At 50.6% G+C, this 16,261-nt stretch carries 16 protein-coding genes and 2 tRNA genes; 5 read left to right on the top strand and 13 right to left on the bottom strand.

All coding sequences use genetic code 11. The annotated features are described in order from the left end of the window. Positions 1–60 precede the first annotated feature (60 nt). Positions 61–1,134: a YihY/virulence factor BrkB family protein gene (locus AC5JO6_RS25450; RefSeq protein ID WP_496083838.1), complete on the bottom strand. Its 1,074-nt coding sequence runs from the start codon at positions 1,132–1,134 to the stop codon at positions 61–63. Next, a complete protein-coding gene (locus tag AC5JO6_RS25445; RefSeq protein WP_496083837.1) occupies positions 1,131–1,265 on the bottom strand; it encodes a hypothetical protein in 135 nt (44 codons plus the stop codon). The genes AC5JO6_RS25450 and AC5JO6_RS25445 overlap by 4 nt, the downstream gene beginning before the upstream one ends. A gap of 323 nt (positions 1,266–1,588) precedes the next feature. Here AC5JO6_RS25445 and AC5JO6_RS25440 point away from each other — a divergent pair, with 323 nt between their 5' ends. Together AC5JO6_RS25440 and AC5JO6_RS25435 are read left to right on the top strand one after the other, a co-directional pair. Beyond that, on the top strand, positions 1,589–2,074 hold the full coding sequence (locus AC5JO6_RS25440; RefSeq protein ID WP_496083928.1) for a L,D-transpeptidase: 486 nt from the start codon (positions 1,589–1,591) through the stop codon (positions 2,072–2,074). A gap of 214 nt (positions 2,075–2,288) precedes the next feature. Then, positions 2,289–3,923 carry an alpha-D-glucose phosphate-specific phosphoglucomutase gene (locus AC5JO6_RS25435; RefSeq protein ID WP_496083836.1) on the top strand — a complete coding sequence of 545 codons (1,635 nt, stop codon included), beginning with the start codon at positions 2,289–2,291 and terminating at the stop codon, positions 3,921–3,923. 132 nt (positions 3,924–4,055) lie between these two features. On the opposite strand, the gene AC5JO6_RS25430 is transcribed toward AC5JO6_RS25435, so the two are convergent. Together AC5JO6_RS25430 and AC5JO6_RS25425 are read right to left on the bottom strand one after the other, a co-directional pair. Next, entirely contained in the window at positions 4,056–5,567 is a 1,512-nt protein-coding gene (locus AC5JO6_RS25430) for a GAF domain-containing protein (protein ID WP_496083835.1), read from the bottom strand. Between the two features lie 468 nt (positions 5,568–6,035). Then, complete coding sequence (locus tag AC5JO6_RS25425; protein WP_496083834.1) at positions 6,036–6,440, bottom strand: hypothetical protein; 405 nt, start codon at positions 6,438–6,440, stop codon at positions 6,036–6,038. Positions 6,441–7,049: 609 nt separating this feature from the next. Between AC5JO6_RS25425 and AC5JO6_RS25420 the strand changes: the two genes are divergently transcribed. After that, positions 7,050–7,134 (top strand) — tRNA-Ser (locus tag AC5JO6_RS25420). 309 nt (positions 7,135–7,443) lie between these two features. Here AC5JO6_RS25420 and AC5JO6_RS25415 read toward each other — a convergent pair. Both AC5JO6_RS25415 and AC5JO6_RS25410 read right to left on the bottom strand, forming a co-directional pair. After that, positions 7,444–7,725, bottom strand: a complete 282-nt coding sequence (locus AC5JO6_RS25415; protein ID WP_496083833.1) for a hypothetical protein — start codon at positions 7,723–7,725, stop codon at positions 7,444–7,446. A 170-nt stretch (positions 7,726–7,895) separates the two neighbouring features. Continuing rightward, the gene (locus tag AC5JO6_RS25410) at positions 7,896–8,645 is read right to left on the bottom strand and encodes a 2-phosphosulfolactate phosphatase family protein (protein WP_496083832.1); all 750 of its coding nucleotides are present in this window, start codon (positions 8,643–8,645) and stop codon (positions 7,896–7,898) included. Positions 8,646–9,029: 384 nt separating this feature from the next. Here AC5JO6_RS25410 and AC5JO6_RS25405 point away from each other — a divergent pair, with 384 nt between their 5' ends. Next, positions 9,030–9,968, top strand: a complete 939-nt coding sequence (locus AC5JO6_RS25405) for a phosphoribulokinase (RefSeq protein WP_496083831.1) — start codon at positions 9,030–9,032, stop codon at positions 9,966–9,968. 176 nt (positions 9,969–10,144) lie between these two features. On the opposite strand, the gene AC5JO6_RS25400 is transcribed toward AC5JO6_RS25405, so the two are convergent. From AC5JO6_RS25400 to AC5JO6_RS25375, 6 genes are all read right to left on the bottom strand, one after another. Continuing rightward, positions 10,145–10,720, bottom strand: a complete 576-nt coding sequence (locus tag AC5JO6_RS25400) for a serine O-acetyltransferase (RefSeq protein ID WP_496083830.1) — start codon at positions 10,718–10,720, stop codon at positions 10,145–10,147. Between the two features lie 325 nt (positions 10,721–11,045). After that, positions 11,046–11,130 (bottom strand) — tRNA-Ser (locus AC5JO6_RS25395). A gap of 141 nt (positions 11,131–11,271) precedes the next feature. Then, a complete protein-coding gene (locus tag AC5JO6_RS25390; RefSeq protein ID WP_496083829.1) occupies positions 11,272–11,976 on the bottom strand; it encodes an ROK family protein in 705 nt (234 codons plus the stop codon). A 94-nt stretch (positions 11,977–12,070) separates the two neighbouring features. Continuing rightward, the gene (locus AC5JO6_RS25385; protein WP_496083828.1) at positions 12,071–12,649 is read right to left on the bottom strand and encodes a hypothetical protein; all 579 of its coding nucleotides are present in this window, start codon (positions 12,647–12,649) and stop codon (positions 12,071–12,073) included. 133 nt (positions 12,650–12,782) lie between these two features. Continuing rightward, entirely contained in the window at positions 12,783–13,460 is a 678-nt protein-coding gene (locus AC5JO6_RS25380) for an AAA family ATPase (protein ID WP_496083827.1), read from the bottom strand. Between the two features lie 80 nt (positions 13,461–13,540). Next, positions 13,541–15,001 (bottom strand): glycoside hydrolase family 13 protein, encoded by a 1,461-nt coding sequence (locus AC5JO6_RS25375; RefSeq protein WP_496083826.1) that lies wholly within the window; start codon positions 14,999–15,001, stop codon positions 13,541–13,543. A 161-nt stretch (positions 15,002–15,162) separates the two neighbouring features. On the opposite strand from AC5JO6_RS25375, the gene AC5JO6_RS25370 reads away from it, so the two are divergent. Continuing rightward, entirely contained in the window at positions 15,163–15,945 is a 783-nt protein-coding gene (locus tag AC5JO6_RS25370; protein WP_496083927.1) for a DUF4058 family protein, read from the top strand. Here the strand turns inward: AC5JO6_RS25370 and AC5JO6_RS25365 are convergent. Beyond that, a complete protein-coding gene (locus AC5JO6_RS25365; protein WP_496083825.1) occupies positions 15,942–16,184 on the bottom strand; it encodes an excalibur calcium-binding domain-containing protein in 243 nt (80 codons plus the stop codon). The genes AC5JO6_RS25370 and AC5JO6_RS25365 overlap by 4 nt on opposite strands. Positions 16,185–16,261 lie beyond the last annotated feature (77 nt).

Raw genomic sequence — 16,261 nt, 5'->3', positions numbered from 1 at the left:
TGACTGCCAGAGCATTTCGCTCTTAGCGGTCAGCCAGTAGCTCTGTACGGTGGAAAGGATCTAGCGACGTTTGCGACGACGCGATCGTGGGGTCGATCGCCGCACGGCTCCAGCCAGCATGACAACCGAGCCTAAGAGAGTCGCGATCGAGCGGGTTTTTGAAGCCGAGGCTGACCGTTTGCTGGACATTGCGCCACTGTCATTTTGGGTAGTGATAGCTGGATCAACCGATTGCTCTACCGACGACTGAGTTGCCCGTGGCAGACGCACCGCATGGGAACTGGGCGTAATTTCAGAGCCACGATATTTTGCAAAGACCTGCGTAAACTCCGCGCCAAACAAAATAATCTGAGCAGAATAAAAGACCCACAGCAAAATCACAACGAGCGAACCTGCGGCACCATATGTCGATGTAGCGCCACTGCTGCCCAAATAAACGCCAATCAGAAGCTTACCAACATTGAAGAGTAAAGCGGTCGCAGCGGCACCAATCCAGAGATCTTTCCACGCGACGTTGACATCCGGCAGAAACTTATAGATAGCGGCAAATAAGAGGGTGATGAAGCCAAAGGAAACGAGAAAGTTGACCAGTTGACCCACGATCGCCACATCGGGCAGTAACTGGTTGAAAAAGGTGCCGATCGCTGCCAATGCTGCCGAAAGTACCAGCGATACCAGCAGCAAGAAACCAATGACCAGCACCATTGCAAAAGACAAAAAGCGAGCCTGAAGAAAACTTTTGATGCCCTGCCCTGGCTTTGGTTTAACGCCCCAAATTGTATTAAGCGCATCCTGTAGTTGCCCAAACACGCCAGAAGCTCCAAACATCAGTGTAACGACCCCAACCACTGTTGCGATCGTCCCTCCTGATCCCGGTCGATTCGCGTTTTGAATCATTGACTGGATGGCAGTTGCCCCTTCTTTGCCCACCAAGCCTTGAATTTGCCCAACGATTTCACCCCGTGCGGCATCTTCTCCAAAAACGACACCCGCGATCGCGATCGCAATTAACAACAGTGGAGCCAGCGAAAAAACTGTGTAGTATGCCAAAGCAGCCGCCCACAGTGGCACTTTGTCTTCCTGCCATTCTGTCACCGTATCTTTAAGCAGTTTGAACACATCCTTGGGTTTCATGCTTGAGTCTTTCTCCGATCGGCGTTCCAATCATGCTCGAACGTCAGCGGCAATGGCGCATCGGTCTGAAGAATGGCATATGATGGACGCTTAGACAGTTCGCTCTCACCTGTCAGAATTCTGAGCAACAAAAAAGCTTCCTACAGAGCACTTCTCACCAGAGATGTATTGCCAATCGCTGATTCTCTTGCTTTCATCGAAAGTAATCTCCTGAGCTTCCGTTTACGCAATGCCGCAACGTTTAGTCAAATTAGAGCCTTCGCTGTTCATAGCGAACGCGCCACTACTAGCAGTTGGTCTTTTGACGTTATCGTCAGCCTTGTTAGCTGCTCACCCGTCATCTGCTAGCTCGTCAGCTCAGCCAACTCCAACCACTGAGAAGCCAGCAGAGTCTGGACGGGCATCGCCTAAGCAACCTCATCAGGGCAGTTCAACGCAGCCCAATCAACTACGGATACCAGCCGCACTCGCACCGTATCTCGATCCAGGCTTTCATCCAGACTTACGCTTTGAGCCAGATTTACAGCCGACTGGTGCCGAGACACAAGCTCTGCGCCTCGAAATTCGCCTTAGCCGTCGTCAGGTCACGCTTTATCGAGGTGAAACACCCCTGAAGCGCTACGCGATCGCGGTGGGTCGCCCAGGCTGGGAAACACCTACAGGCAGCTATGAAGTCAAGCAGATGATTAAAAACCCCACCTGGATTCACCCCTTACAAAAGGGCGTTGTTATTCCAGGTGGTGATCCTGAAAATCCTCTCGGTCGCTATTGGATTGGCTTCTGGACGGATGGTAAAAACTGGATTGGGTTTCACGGCACGCCCACGCCACGCTCTGTCGGTAGAGCCGCGTCGCATGGCTGTGTTCGTATGTACAACAAGGATGTCGAAGAACTCTTCAAGCAGGTCACGCTCGGCACAGTGGTGACGGTTGTGAAGTGATCGGTGATTACATCATCTTGCTACCTGATCTCTTAACCCTTGAGGCGTATGATTTGAAGAGCGTTGCCCGCGGAGCTAGTCACTTTCGCTCCTGACTTCTACTGCAACCTGACTTCTACTGCAATATGAGAATGAAATAGCATCGACCTTTGTCGGTGAATTGATCCACGCTCCTACGTATTGCGCCAACCATCGGCTTGAGAAGGATATTTGCATGAGCATACAAACAGTTTCAACCACGCCCTTTAGCGATCAAAAACCTGGAACGTCTGGGTTGCGTAAGAAAGTACCCACGTTTCAGCAGCCTCACTATCTGGAGAACTTTGTTCAAGCTATTTTTGACAGCCTGGAAGGGTTTCAGGGGCAAACGCTAGTCGTCGGTGGTGACGGTCGTTACTATAACCGCGAGGCGATTCAAACTATTTTGAAAATGGCAGCAGCAAACGGCTTCGGTCGCGTACTGGTGGGGCAAGGCGGCATCCTTTCAACTCCTGCTGCGTCCTGTGTGATTCGCAAAAACAGCGCCTTTGGCGGTATTATCCTGTCTGCCAGTCACAACCCCGCTGGTCCCACAGAAGATTTTGGCATTAAGTACAACATTGGTAATGGTGGTCCCGCACCCGAGAAGGTGACGGAAGCAATCTTTGCTCACAGCAAGACGATCGCCCAGTACAAAATTCTAGACGCAGCCGATCTTGATTTGGACACTCTGGGCAGTTTTCCACTGGGCGATATCACTGTAGAAGTGATTGACCCGGTGACTGACTATACGGAGCTAATGGAGTCACTGTTTGACTTCGATCGCATTCGTAAACTGCTCACTAGCGGCTCGTTTCGCATGTGCATGGATTCCCTCCATGCCGTCACCGGACCTTACGCCCATGCGCTCTTTGAAGGGACGTTGGGCGCACCTGCTGGCACTGTCCAAAACGGTATCCCACTCGAAGACTTTGGTGGCGGACATCCTGATCCCAACCTGGTGTATGCCCATGATTTAGTCGCGTTGCTGTTTGGGGAGAATGCACCGGATTTTGGCGCAGCATCGGATGGTGACGGCGATCGCAACATGATTTTGGGTCGTCACTTTTTCGTTAACCCCAGCGATAGCCTTGCGGTGCTTGCTGCCAATGCCAAACTGGTACCTGGTTATAAAGACGGACTGGCAGGCATTGCGCGATCGATGCCGACGAGTCAAGCCGCCGATCGTGTGGCGGCACGACTTGGTATTGAATCCTATGAAACACCCACGGGCTGGAAATTCTTTGGCAATCTGCTAGATGCAGGCAAAGTCACTCTCTGCGGTGAAGAAAGCTTTGGCACAGGCTCTAACCACGTGCGTGAAAAAGACGGTCTGTGGGCAGTGTTGTTCTGGCTCAACATCCTGGCAGTGCGGCAAGAGTCGGTTGAGCAGATTGTGACAGAACACTGGCAGCAGTATGGGCGCAACTTCTACTCACGTCATGACTATGAAGGCGTAGACAGCGATCGCGCAGCAACCCTTATGAAAGGCGTTCACGAGCAAATGCCCACGCTGAAGGGCAAAAAATTTGGCGCGTACGAAGTCGAGTACACCGATGATTTCAGCTATACCGATCCTATCGACGGCAGCGTCAGCATCAATCAGGGTGTGCGGATTGGCTTTACCGACGGCTCTCGCATTGTACTCAGACTCTCTGGCACAGGTACGCAAGGTGCGACACTACGGGTTTACCTGGAAAGCTATGAACCCAATGTTGCCAGACATCAGCGTGATCCTCAGCAAGCGTTGAGTGAGCTGATCACGATCGCCGACACGATCGCTGGCATTCATACGCACACGGGTATGGAAAAGCCGACGGTGATTACTTGATGGGGCAGAAGGCAGAAGGCAGAGGGCAGGGGGCAGAAGGCAGAAGCTAATACACCTCATACCTCACTTCCGCGAAGAGGCAGGAGGCAGAAGGCTGTGGGTGATCCCAAACGGATCAGAGGTCTAGCAGCTTTAGCTGGATGGTGGCGATGGCGATCGCTCCAAGATTTCTGGGTTAATCCAGCCATTGCGCGTCACCTGATACAACGCCTGAAAGCGAGTCTTTGCCTTGAGCTTCGCCAGAATGTTATTGATGTGAAATTTGACGGTGCGATCGCTGATATGTAGAGTGATGGCGATATCACGATCGCGCAAACCTTGAGCTAGAAGCGTCATAATTTCTTGTTCACGCTCAGAAAGCTTCTTTAACTCTGAGTCTGACTTGGGCGCAAAACCCCAGGTTTCTCCCTTGGTGACGGCTTCTACTGCGGCGCGTAGCTGAGTCGGTGCGATCGTTAAATCAATTTTGGCGCTGATACGTTTGGGTACCGACTGTCTAAGCATTGGCTGCGTCTGCGTTGAGACCCAAAGAATCGGGCTATGGGTTTCTAGCCCTACGGGATCATCCGTGAGGACAGGGATCGAATCGTCTGCTGCTGCACAAACGGTTAAGCCCGCCAGATATGCCAGATGCGTGAACGCCATTTGCAGTACTGGCAACCCACACTGAATCTGCAAGCGGGGTCCTAACACGCAGCCAGGATAAGGAACCGATAGTAATACCTGTGCAGCACGCTGCTCGGTGCCCGCATAGCTTTGCAGGCTTCCCCCTAAGCAGGTTGCTGCGAACAAAAGCTCATCGAAGGGTGAGGCACTGTGAGCGCTATCATGCAACAGTTTGGGCATCAAGGAAGATGCCATCGCTTCGAGGGAGACTTGTGCTGTGCCGTAGGTAAGGCGACAGTACACGCATTGCAGTTCACGCAAAATCTCTGCCGCCCGCAGAAACAGGCACGTGAGCGGTGCTGATAATGGAATTTCCGTGCCAACCAGTGTCAGGCGTACGTTCACTAAAAGGCTTGCCAGTTGCTCAGAAAGGGGGCTAAAAGTCGGAGGATTGTTTTGAGAAGCCGTTTGCCAGGTTTGTTTCTCCTGCTGCCAGGCTTGCTTTTCTTGCTGATGATGCAGGGCAATTTCAAGGGCGATCGCAACGGTAGCACATAAACTCTGTAAGACTTCCAGAAATTCGGGTGCCATTCCCTGTCGGCTAAAGACTGCCAGCACTCCAACGACATCACCACCAGCCGTCAACGGATAGCCAGCAAAACCGTGAATGCCATTTGCGATCGCCCAGGCTCGATCGCGTACCCATGCTTCATCGGCAAGAGCATTGCTCAAAAACGGAATGCCGTTCTGGGCAATTTTACCGACCTTAAACGCGCCCATGGGCACTCTGGCGAAAGAGCCATCAATGCGAGTGTACATGCCTGACGAAGCAACCAACCGCAGTGAAGTGCGATCGGCTTCGACGAGCCAAATGCGGGCAAACGCGCAGCCAAACTCAGCTACCATGCCCTCCGTCACTCTACGTGCGATCGTTTCTGGTTCCAAGCAACCGCTGAGGCTACGGGCAATCTCATTGCCTTGCTGTAGATCAAATAAAAGTTGGGTTGAGTCTAAGAAACCAGAATGCGACTCAGGCACGAGGAGAGTTTACAAAGCTTTCCCCTCCATTGAGACGCAATTACAAGACTAATTTTGTATCTACAAACACAGTCCTGTTGTATCTCCCAGGCTGTACAGGACGGTTCAGCTTTATTTCTCTATGGAGGCGTTACTCCCTAACGCCTCCATAGAGAATGAGGACTTACGCAAAGATCCCCGACTTCTATGCTTGAGTTGGCTTTTAAGACAGAACTTTAATCAGAAGTCGGGGATCTAAACACCTGATGCGTAAGTCCTGAGAATGAATCGTATAGCTGAACATGACCAAACTCAGATGAGCAGAAGCAACTCATTTGACTCCTGACGAAACACGAATTTGTTTTGAACCAGCACTTAGGAGTTGTACAGAAATAACAGCATGGTCTGTAGCCGCCAGCCGTCAGCTATCAGTTTTTAGCTGATCGCTGATCGCTGATCCAAAGTGTGCAGTTATTTTTTAGCCAGCACTTAGGGAGCGCCATAGCTAACTGCACTCGGACTTTTTGCTGTCGGATTCTTCGCTGTTTTGCGAGGTGTCTGCGTGCGCTTGTTGTACCGTTGATGGACTTCAGCAACAGCAGTCCTCGCATTATCCGAACCTAAAGCTTCGCCATCCCAACTGAATGGGTCAACAGGCAGTTCTAGCAGATCAGTCATGCAGCTTTGCCCCCCTTGATGAGCAGAAGCATCTAATTGACTGGCTTCAACGAACTCTTGCGCTTCAGCAGCGTGAGCGATCGCCCCGGTTGTCGTTCCACTTGTGTCAACCGCATGACTTCGTTGCGACTGCTCAAGGCATTCTTCGTAGCGTCGTCGTTGCAAGGTGCATTGACGAGCATATTCTTCTAAATTTGTTGTGGAAAATAGTGACATGATAAAGCCGTCCTCCTAAAAACTAGGCAATGAAGTGAGTCGGGGTACGGTTTGGTTTTGTTAGCGTGTTTGCAAACAGCATGTTTTGCAAACGGTCAGCCAGCAACACTTCAGTGAGCTGATCACTAACAACCAGTTAACGGGTGATTAACAAAATTGCTGAGCAATGAACGATCGAACGATGCACTTTTGAGGTGAACCGGAAAGCCATCAAGTTTGATTGAAGAGCTGAAGGACAGCAAATGCATCATTGCTCTCCTTCATTTAATATCGCTCTTCTCATTTTAATTTGCCATGCTATCAGGGGTAATCCTGAGTCGGTGACTTTAAGAACGCTGGGATCGCCCATTGGTTCGGTCTTTGTTCAGCGTTAAGATCTGCAACTAATGATTGCGCTATGTAAAGTTTTTCTAATATATCCGTATGTATGTCATCACGGATACCTGTATCCACCGTTCTGTATTCGTGCAAAGGTTGGGAAGGACACTTACAGGCTTTTTGATTCTTCTTAGTGGATCTAATACTGCCATTACGCTTCAAGCATTCTCTAAAGCTACCTGCTTCTGCTAACATAGTTATTCTGCAACTGTTTACACAGTGTAACTCTGTGGAGAGATGGCCGAGTGGTTGAAGGCGCAGCACTGGAAATGCTGTTTAGGGCAACTTAACGAGGGTTCGAATCCCTCTCTCTCCGTTCTAAAACTAAAGCAGAGCCAGCTTTGGAAGAAATCTCTTAGATTTAAGGGGGCTATTTTGACTCCCTTTAAGGGAGTCAAAGTGTCTAGACTATCTTTAGCATCGTTGCGTGAGCTATGTTGAGTCTCTGATACTCGCTGCTGAATTTGGGAGCATTAACACTGAGTTGGTTGCGATCGCATTGGGTGTGGTGAACGAGATCGCTCGTTCTACTAATTTAAGGAAACGATCGTAAATCTTATCTAGAATGACATCTTGCTGGAAACACTTGGTAACAACGACCACGCTTCAATTTGAGTTGCCAAAGCTACTTCAGCAAGGCTGTTCCGTTCTTAATTTTGTAGCGCACCGCTAAATACCAAGGAAAGCCAATAATCCACAGTAAAGCGATCGCAATAAAAAGAACGACAGGTCCATATGAAATACCTGTCTTGTACCGCTTGAGCTGTATCTTCGATGAATCGATTGATGCCCATAGCGACGTGCTGAGAACTATCAACCCTGTAATGGGAAAATTAACAGTAGAAGAAATCACGCTACAGACAACTACGAGTCCGATACTGAAAAGAATGGCGATCCAAGCTTGCATATTGGGTCACTCTAGAGATGAGTTAGCTCGGAGTCGTTGTAGCTGATCGTTTTACAGTGTAAATGATTGTTTCCGCTGTGAGTTTTGGAACGCAGTTAACTAACGTTCCGACTTCCTAAGCGGTGATCGCGCTAATCTCAGTAGCCGATCGCCTAAGGAATATGTCACGATCAGATGTTACTCAAATCGGTTCTGACTAACACGCCCAGTTCCCGCTGAATCGGGAGTACGTCCAAAATATCTTGCTGAGAGCAATACTTCAGGTCTTCAATGATGTCCAGACGCAGCAACCGTTTGCCGTGACTGGCATGGTGGAACAGTCCAAGCAGATCGTCTTGCCATTGACGGTAGAGGCTGACTGCCGCGATCGTCTCATCATTGCCAGCCAGAGCATCCAGCGAACAGCCGAGTGCGGTTTGCAAGCCGTGAGCGATCGCGCCAGCACACACAGTATCCTCCAGTGAAAAGCTGCCTTCCCAACCGGAGCCGACAATCCAGATGGTTTCGGGTGTGTGCTCGACGAGATGCTGCACCACAGCGCGACGGTTAATTAAAGCGGCTGCCAAAACGGTAGGAGCGGCTTCAATGCACTGGAGCGCTCGTGTGCCATTAGTGGTGCTGATAAAGAGACGACGACCACCCACGCGCTCTGGTGTGCAGTCAAGGGGAGAATTGCCAAAATCAAAGCCTTTTACCTGTGAACCACCCCGTTCTCCGGCTCGAATCCGCTTATCAGGTGCCCACTTCTCGCTCACCTCTAGCAGCTTATCCAAATCGCTGAATGCTTGTACGGCTTCTGCACCAGCCCCTAGTGCCGTGGCAATCGTCGTCGTCGCACGCAACACATCGACCGCGATCGCGCAATCAGCCACCATCGTTGTTGGGGTGAGTTCAGGCGTATGGAAAACAAAGACGTTCATAGGTGTTTTGTTGAGTGCAAGGGGATAACGAGTGAAAACCAATATATCTCTACCGATATGTCTATACCGATATGTCTGTTCAGTTGTTCTGTTCCAGTGATACCTTCAGAAAACCCTGTTCGAGGCATAGAGAGAGTAGAACAATTCTTAATAAAGATTTTAGGTGCTCAGCATTACTGATAATAGATGAAAGCCTGAGTACTTAAAGTTTCGGTTTTGATGTGAAGGCAGATTGATTACTTTTGCCGTGCGCTTAAACAGCAGCCACATTAGCGCTGGCAGGCGCAGCTTGGCTGTCCCTTTGATTGCGTCACTTCCCGCTCCTTACTTAAAATAAGCCAAATTTGTCAAAACCGTTACTAGACGGCTCATACTGGAGGAAACATGACCGATCGCCCGATTATTCTTGGCATTGTTGGCGATAGCGCTGCTGGTAAAACCACTCTAACCAAAGGGATTGCTCAGTTTCTGGGTCCTGAAAATGTGACCGTCATTTGTACGGATGATTATCATCGGTACGATCGCAAGCAGCGAGCTGAACTTGGCATTACCGCTTTGCATCCAGATTGCAACTATTTGGATATCATGCAGCAGCATCTGTCCCACCTCCGCACAGGGCAGCCAATTCTTAAACCCATCTACAACCATAAAACGGGCACCTTTGACGCGCCAGAATATATTAAGCCCAACAAGTTTGTAGTAGCTGAAGGGCTACTCGGATACTCGACGCGTGGGGCGCGTGATGCTTATGATGTCAAAGTCTACCTCGCGCCGCCAGAGGAACTGCGGACACAGTGGAAAGTCAAGCGAGATACCCAAAAGCGCGGCTATACAGAAGAACAAGTGCGGGCAGAAATGCTCAAGCGCGAAGCAGACTCCGAGGCATACATTCGTCCTCAGCGGCAGTGGGCAGATCTGGTAGTCAGCTTTTACCCTGCTCCTGAACACATCGCCGAAGGGAACGGGCACCTCAATGTTCGTCTCGTCCTTAGACCCAATATCCCTCACCCTGACTTGACTCAAGTCGTCAGTACTGACGCGATGCACGGCGACTCTGCCATTCGGTTGGGTCTCGATCGTGATATGGGCAAACCAGTTGACGTGCTGGAAATTGACGGTCATGCCACGAGCGAACAGGTAACGAGACTAGAGCGGTTTATCTGTAGCGACATACCGAACTTGATTGACGCGTGCGATCGCTCGACCAACCCAGAACTCGGTAGACTGACGGGTACCACTGGCGAAACGCTACAGAGCTATCCTCTAGCACTGACACAGCTATTAATCGCCTATCACATGCTAAAAGCGACTCAACTGCGTTAAACCCCCGCTCAATATCCTGGTGTAGATGCAGTTTTGCACTCAGCCATGCTTATCCTTTAAAGAACCAGGTGATACAGCAGGTTCTTCGTGGCGCTCTGGGATGAAGCATGGCATTAGCAGGTCGAACGATCGCGGTTCTCAAGCCCCTACGACAGCTCAAATGGGTCTTGTAAAAATCAAGCGACTTGGTTGCGGTGCCTTTTGGCAATACGGTTAGCAGCAACTGGCTTCACAATAACCTTCGCTAGAATGCTAACTTCTGGTGTCTTGACCATAATTTTTGCTGGAATGCCAACCGCCGAAGCATTGGCTGGCACATCACAAAGCACTACCGCATTAGCGCCAATTTTGGCGTGATTACCGATTGAGACTGAGCGGATGATCTTGGCACCACTGCCAATATCGACATTGCCTCCAATGATGACCCCTGAGACGATCGTGACTTGTTGCAGAATTAGACAGTTGGGACCAATCACCGCTTCTGAATGAATCACAATGCCATTTGGATGAGGCATCAACAATCCACCCTGAATGCGGCAATTGAGTGGAATATCCGCGCCCGTAACAGCGCTCCAAAATCTGTGCTGGATCACAGTATATTTAGTCAAAAAGTAACCTAGTACCCCGCCACGCTCTCGCCAATATTGATAGTTGCGTATTGACTTTAAAAGTTGTCGCGCTGGATCCCACCACTGAAGAGATTCTTCACGGCTCCAATCTGGCTCTGACGAAGAAATTTTCCGGGAAATCATAGGTTTGGCATGAGATTGGCTATCTTAGCTATGCCCAACTAAAAGTGGATAACCCGCAGTTGCAGTTAGTCTTCAGGGAAACAATATTTCTCAGTACTGTATTTATAGGAAGTGTATTTAAAGTAGAACGTGTGCTGGAGCAAATCGTTGCAAAGCGGCTCAGTTGCTCAGAAAGCTCCCTCAGTATGGGCTGCAACTTGGTCGTGCATAGCCCAAAGAAAGCCAGATAACTTAGAACATCCAGTCGCCTACACAGCAACAAGGGCTGAAGCTCCTTGACCTGAACCGGACCATCTTTGGATAGCGCTACATCAAACAATACAAACGGAGAGGGGGGGATTCGAACCCCCGATCGCTTTCGCGATGCTCGATTTCAAGTCGAGTGCATTCGACCACTCTGCCACCTCTCCACGAGGACAATCGAGTACGTCGTCTATATTAGCCTGTCTAATGGCTCAGTAGTCTGTGTTGATGGGAAAAGGTTAGCGGTTAGAAGTGAGGAGCCAGGGGTTTTGAGGAGTCGGAATTGACTCAAGTCGTCCTCTTCACCTCTACGACTCTCGCCACAGGGCAATCCCACCCAGCAGCCCAGAAATGTTGGGTACAATCTTGGCGTTGTGGGGTAGCTCGAAGGCAATGAATTTTGCGTTGCCGCCGCCAAGATAGAGCGTGTCATAGTTAAACAGGTGCTCTAACGATGCGATCGCTTTCGTCACACGTTCATTCCATTTCTTTTTGCCAGCTAACTCTAAAGCCGCGTTGCCTAATTGTTGTTCGTAGGTATCACCTTTACGAAATTCGTGGTGACCCGGCTCCAGATTGGGTATTAGCTTACCGTCGAGAAACAACGCGCCACCCACACCAGTGCCTAGCGTGATCACAAGTTCCAAGCCCTTACCAGAGATAGCGCCCAGTCCCTGCATATCCGCATCGTTGATGACCCGCACGGGTTTATGGAGGCGTTGCGAAAGGACGGTTGCCAGGTCGAAGTCAATCCACTCGGAGTCAACATTGGCGGCGGTTTTGGTGATGCCCGCTTTGACAACACCCGGAAAGCCAACCGATACACGATCGAATTCCTTGCCCTGCGCCAGCGCAACGATCGCTGCCAGCATCGGCTCTGGTTTTGCAGGTTGCGGTGTATCCACGCGATCGCGCTCTGTGATGGGGTTGCCCTTCTCATCCAACACCATCACCTTAATACCGCTGCCTCCAATATCAACAGCAAGCGTTTGAATCGTTTTCTTTTCTGCCATGCCAGATTTAAACGCGTTTAAATTAAATGATGCTGCGGTGGTTTGGCAATTGAGCCTGCGATCGCTCCGGTCGAAACAAGCGTTGGTTCACGAATTAATCAAACCAGCCAACATCTCGATTAAAGGTCTTGAGCGAATTCTCTGGTGTTGCAACAGGCGAGGGATCTGCAACAGGCGAGGGTCCCAGCTTTAACTCCTGTAGAGCGTGGGATTCTGCTGTTTTGGTCAGGGCGCTAGTGTTTACAGCTGGCGTTTGTGCCTGTAGTGTTTTTAGTTCTTGAGTCAGTTTTGCGTTTGAGTCGGAAAGCTGACGTGCGTCTTTACGAGTTTGCTCCAGGTCAGTTTGCAATTGCTCGATTGTCGCTTTCTGCTCATCTAGGGCTGACGTTAGGTCTGCGATCTTCTGCATTAAGGCTTTGTCCTGGTTTGGTGCGGGAGTGGTTTGAGGCTCGGCAGTTGTCTGCTTGGTTGATCGACTTTTCGCGGCTGTACTGGCTTTAGTGGAAGCCGATGCTGCGATCGCTGCCGTTTCTTCTACAGCCTCTGCATCTACTACCTCTACATCGTCTGCGTCTGGCTCGTCTGCTGCCTGTCCAGCCCCTGCCGAAGCTTCATCATCTGAGGGTTTGTTTGCTTCCTCGCGCAACATATCTGATAGTCGTCTCCTAGCCATGCGTCCTCCGTTCCCAATGCGTCGTACTAATACTTTAATCGATACCCGTTCAGGTAATGCTATGTGTGGGTTTCTGTTTAAGTATCTCTATAAACCATACCGCCATTTGCAAGCGAAACGCCGCTACAAACTTCTAGCCTTTAGCCTTTAGCCTTTCCCCCTTCTCTTTTCCCCAATCGTGCTGAATTTCTTCAGCCACGCAACGATAATCAGCTTCAGCCTCACGCGCGTTGTTGCCATGCCATAGCATAATGGACAGTCCCTCCAACGCTGCCCGTTCGTGCGCCTTGTAGGCACGAATAAACGCATTACAGGCGGGAATTCCTAGCTCTCTCAATGTGTTTTGCGCTTCTACCGCTTCGTTTAAGCTGCGAGGATCGACTCGCGTGAGCAGAACTCGATGGGCAATACCTTTTGGCGTGACTGTACTCCTCACGGTCTCAATGAGGGCAGTTAAATCCATGGGGGCGGGTGGAGTGGGCAGAATGATGTAGTCTGCGATCGGTAGAACCGCTGTTAACACCTCTGAAGCGAGAGCAGGAGGGGTATCAACCACAATCAGCTCGTAGCCTCCCACATGGCGAAGTGCGGCAAGTTGCGTTGGATTGGTTTCTTGCCGGAGAGCAAAGCCCATGGGGCGATCGCCACGCCCAGCCCACCAGGTTGCTGATCCTTGCGGATCGGCATCAACTAGAAGCACACGCTCTTTTTCAGCAAAGGCTGCGGCTAAGTTGATTGCCGTTGTCGTCTTACCAACGCCTCCTTTGCCATTGAGGACAACGAGGATTTTTTTTGGCGATGACAACGGCATGGGCTAATGGCTCTCTAAAAGTGACGATGAGATGGGGCTTCACGGACGATCGCAAATCTAGAACGGGCTAGTCATTGACACTAACGCAGAATGCAACCGCTGCGGGGGGGTAGTTCCAGGGTGAACCCGCTCGGTTCTTCACCGATACCGAGCGTCAACTGCCCAGCCCCAAAAATGATTGTTTCAGGTAAACATCCCAGCGCTGTTTGCAATGGTATGCCAGCTTTGCCAGTAGTGCTGCCGATATTTACGGCAATGATAATCGCTTCTGTGCCCAAGGTGCGGGCAAAAACATAAAGAGTGCTTTCTGCAAACAGAATGTGGTATTCGCCTGTCCGCAGAGCAGGATGGGCATGGCGTAGCGCAATGAGGTGGCGGTGGTACTCCCAAATCTCGTTGTCCCAATCAGCTTCTAGCGGAAAACCGCGACGAGAATCAGGGTCGATCGCGCCCGGTAGTCCCACTTCGTCCCCATAGTAAATGCTGGGTGCTCCAGGAAACGTCAGTAGTAGTAGTGTTGCCAATTCAACACTAGCGCGATCGTTCCCTGCAATGGTGATCAACCGGGCAGTATCGTGGCTTGCCAGCAGGTTCAATTGGGTCAACTGGATTTCCCAGGGATAGAGGTTCAAGAGTGCCTGCATCTTTTCGCCATACTCTCTGGCAAATAAGGGCGGAAAGGGCTGATAGTCGCGCCCCTGCACCTGCTCCATCACAACACGATCGCCTGCTGCAAAGGCGATCGTTGGTCCTGCAAACAGGTAATTCATCACACCATCAAATTGGGTACCATTAAGCCACTCGCGCGAGTCACCCCACACTTCACCAACGATGTATGCCTCTGGGTTGATGGCTTTGACGCGATCGCGAAATTCTTGCCAGAAACCAGGCGTTTTAATTTCAAACGGCACATCCAATCGCCAGCCGTCAATGCCAAATTTGATCCAGTATTCGGCAATCTCCATTAAATACTCGCGTACTTCTGGGTTGTCGTGGTTAAACACAGGCAGCGCCCGGTTGCCAACCCAGCCCTCATAGTTTGCGGGAAATTCGCCTGTATAAGGTGCCAGGGGCCAGCCGTGAATTTTAAACCAATTGACCCACGGTGAATGGGGACCGTTTTCTAAAATGTCATGAAAGAAGAACAGCCCTCGACTGGCATGGTTAAACACGCCATCCAAAACCACTTTTAGCCCGCGACGATGCGCTTCCTCTAGCAATGCTTTGAACGCTGGATTGCCGCCCAGCATGGGGTCAACCTGGTAATAGTCGTGCGTATGATAGCGATGGTTGCTGGCAGATTGAAAGATCGGTGTGAAGTAAATCGCTGTGATGCCCAAGTCTTGCAAATAGTCCAGCTTTTCCATCACGCCCCACAGATCGCCGCCTTTGTAACCCTGGAGCGTGGGCACTGCTTGCCAGTCTTCCCACCGTGCATTGTTTAACAGCCGCTTACGGGGTTGTTGGCTACGGGCAAAGCGATCGGGAAAAATTTGATAAAAAACGGCGTGCTTGACCCAATCCGGTGTCTGAATTTCCATGCGTGCGTCCTGCTCTTATGGCTATCATCAATTACACCTCAACTCCAATTGATCGAGAGCTTGTCTACGATCGCCTGTTTCCAAAAGAGACCAATCAGCCTGAGGATCTATTTGCTTGCTAAGATTGCAGCAACAACTTTTTAATGCAGCAAGAGCTTACGATGCGATCGCCCTTTCCGGGAGTAGACCCTTATCTGGAAGCCCCTGAGTTGTGGTCAGAAGTTCACAGCCGTCTCATTGTGGCGATCGCCGATACGCTGACGGAACATCTCACTGAAAAGTATCGGGTGGCGATTGAAAAGCGTACCTATTTCAGCTCCGAAGATGATAGCCTCTTGGTTGGCATTCCTGATGTTTCGGTGATTGCAAGACGCGGTGATGAGATCCTGCCAGGGCGGACTGCCAATTTAGCGACTCTAACCGAACCGATTTCTGTGACATTACCGAATGTCCAGGAAGTACAAGAGCGCTATTTAGAAGTGCGGGAGATCGCAAGTGGAGCGGTAATTACGGCGATCGAGATTCTCTCACCTAAAAATAAACGTCCTGGAGAAGGACGGAACGCCTACGAACGAAAGCGCTATCAGATACTCGCCAGTTTGACCCATTTGGTAGAAATTGATTGGCTGAGAGGTGGACAACCCTTGCCAATGTTGGGGAGTCAGCCCTCGCATTACCGCATGTTGATTAGCCGCAGCGATCGTCGTCCTACGGCTCAACTCTATGCCTTCAGCGTGCGACAACCGATTCCGTCGATCGTCATTCCTTTGACTGCTACGGATGAAGAACCCATGCTGCCACTGCAAGCAGTTCTTCAAACCGTCTACGAGCGGGGCAGGTATCAGTTAGCCGTTGATTACAGCCAGCCAGCAACGCCCCCACTCTCCAGTGAGGATGCAGCATGGGCAGAGGCGTTACTTTACGCTCAAGGCTTCAGAATCTAGGAGCGGGACTCACAACCGATACCGTCTTTGTCGCGATCGAACCGATGGGGGTCAGGCGACAGGACGCGAAAGTTTCGGAAGGTAATGTCTTTGCAGTCGAGATCGGGCAGTGGCGACGGAATGCACACATCAGGATAGGCGGCATCACAGCCAGCGGGTGCTGACCATAGAGGAGTTGGCAGCACCAGTTGCAGGCACACGATCGCCAACCCAAACCCAAACGCAAGTAACCAGCGCATCAAAACGTTCCTCATGCGGACACGTTCTAGCTTGCTCCCATTGGTCTGGTTTATGAGCAAAACAACGGAACGATTGC

Source organism: Tildeniella sp. (genome assembly GCF_059505325.1).
The sequence above is the reverse complement of the archived record's forward strand: the minus strand, read 5'-3'. Positions and strand labels throughout refer to the sequence as shown.